This is a genomic window from Anaerotaenia torta (assembly GCF_050433395.1).
In the GTDB taxonomy this organism is placed as follows: domain Bacteria; phylum Bacillota; class Clostridia; order Lachnospirales; family Lachnospiraceae; genus Mobilitalea; species Mobilitalea torta.
In genome coordinates, this window is record NZ_JBNPXH010000030.1 from 1 (window position 1) to 1592 (window position 1592).

Below are 1592 nucleotides of genomic sequence, written 5' to 3' on the forward strand. Positions count from 1 at the left end.
CTCAAACTTCGCACATAAATTTTAGCTATGCACCTTGAAAATTCAATACCTGGCAGTTATTCAGTTGTCAATGTTCAGACTTTATGCAGCTTGCAGTTGTGTTTTCAACATGGTCGGAAGTGTATTCATAAATGTATCCACCAATTCGTTGATTTTTTCATCTGAAAGCTCGGTGTTATCTAAAAGCATTGTCCGGAACATTTGAAGTAACATTTGAAAAGCCTGTATCCATGTGATATCAGACATTTCATCTGAAAAGTATAGAAAAAGCTCGCCCAGGGATCGATTATCATTGGATTCCCTGCTTTCCAGCGACAACATCATGTATCGTGTAAAAACGACTGCAGTATGTGCAGTCATTGCATCATAGGAAAGGGAGTTACATTCTTTGCTTAGGTTAAGGTAGCTTTTGCACACCTTGAAGAACACCTCTATGTCCCAACGTTTTCCATAGATCCGGATAATTTCATTCTCATCCAGATTTACGTCCGTGGAAATAAGGCAGAGATATTCCTTGCGTTTATTACGATTGCGAACATAAACTACTTTGGCAGGAATGATTTCACCATCCTTTACAACATCAACCATAACGGAGAGCAGATATCTTGATCTTCCGCGCCTCTTTTTGTTCGTGTTGTAGATAGAAGTTAGAGACATATCTTCGCCATTGTAGCGGAAAAACATCTTTGGTGTTTTCTTGACCATGCCGATTACATCGTAACCCATACTTTTTACTGCGTGAAGAGTGCTTGGTGATGAAAACCAGCTATCAAAAAGAACATATTTCGCCGGAATTGTAGCTTTCCTGGCTGCGTCCAAAAGCGTAAGCATAGCTTGTGTTCCTTTTTCCATGGAAAGCTTCCGGCGTTTGTAACCAACAGTTCTTTTATCCACTTCTGTTGCTTCATTGATGCGGTTTTTCCTGTTTTCTGTGGAAAGAAGAACGCTGTTGACCGGTAGGAAAGTACTTCCATCTGACCAGCCTAAAGTAAGCATTCGAAAACCAAAGCGATATTTATGTTTTGCATGGTCATAGACTTTGGCAAGGAGTTCAACCTTTTTTGAGCGGTTACGCTCAAACATGGAATCATCAATGATAAGAACATTTGCACGATTCTCAGAATCCAAAGGAAGAATGGCATCCTTGATGATTCGGGCTGAAAGTATTGTTGTGAAACGGATCCAGTTAATCTGAATCATTTTCATAAAACGATATACAGTATCCTTCGCAAAATCAGGAGTGTTCCGTCCTGTGATCAGGTTCATGTACATGCTTCTGTTAGAAAAAATCAGCAGAAACAGATACTGGAAAATTTCCATTACTGGAACGCCTTTCTTTTTGTAGGCATTGGACGCTTTCAAAGCTGAAGAAACATGAAATCTTGTAAAAAATCTTTTGATAGATTTTGAAATCTGCTTATCATTTTGAGTTGCTTGTGTTATACTTTTATTCATAGCATGAGCCTCCGGAAGTATGATTGTTTCTAGACAACTCAATTATACCAAAACCAGACGGTTTCATGCTATTTTTATGCCAGTTATTATTGAATTTTCAAGGTGCATAGGCACTTATTCAAGTGCGAAGTTTGAGT

At 38.8% G+C, this 1592-nt stretch carries 1 protein-coding gene; it reads right to left on the minus strand.

Translation table 11 applies throughout. The annotated features are described in order from the left end of the window. Positions 1-81: 81 nt before the first annotated feature. Complete coding sequence (locus HNQ56_RS23830) at positions 82-1455, minus strand: IS4 family transposase (RefSeq protein WP_429151024.1); 1374 nt, start codon at positions 1453-1455, stop codon at positions 82-84. Between the last annotated feature and the right edge of the window lie 137 nt (positions 1456-1592).

Coding starts and splice junctions, on each gene's coding strand:
- HNQ56_RS23830 (WP_429151024.1), bottom strand. CDS start 1,455: ATGAATAAAAGTATAACACAAGCAACTCAAAATGATAAGCAGATTTCA.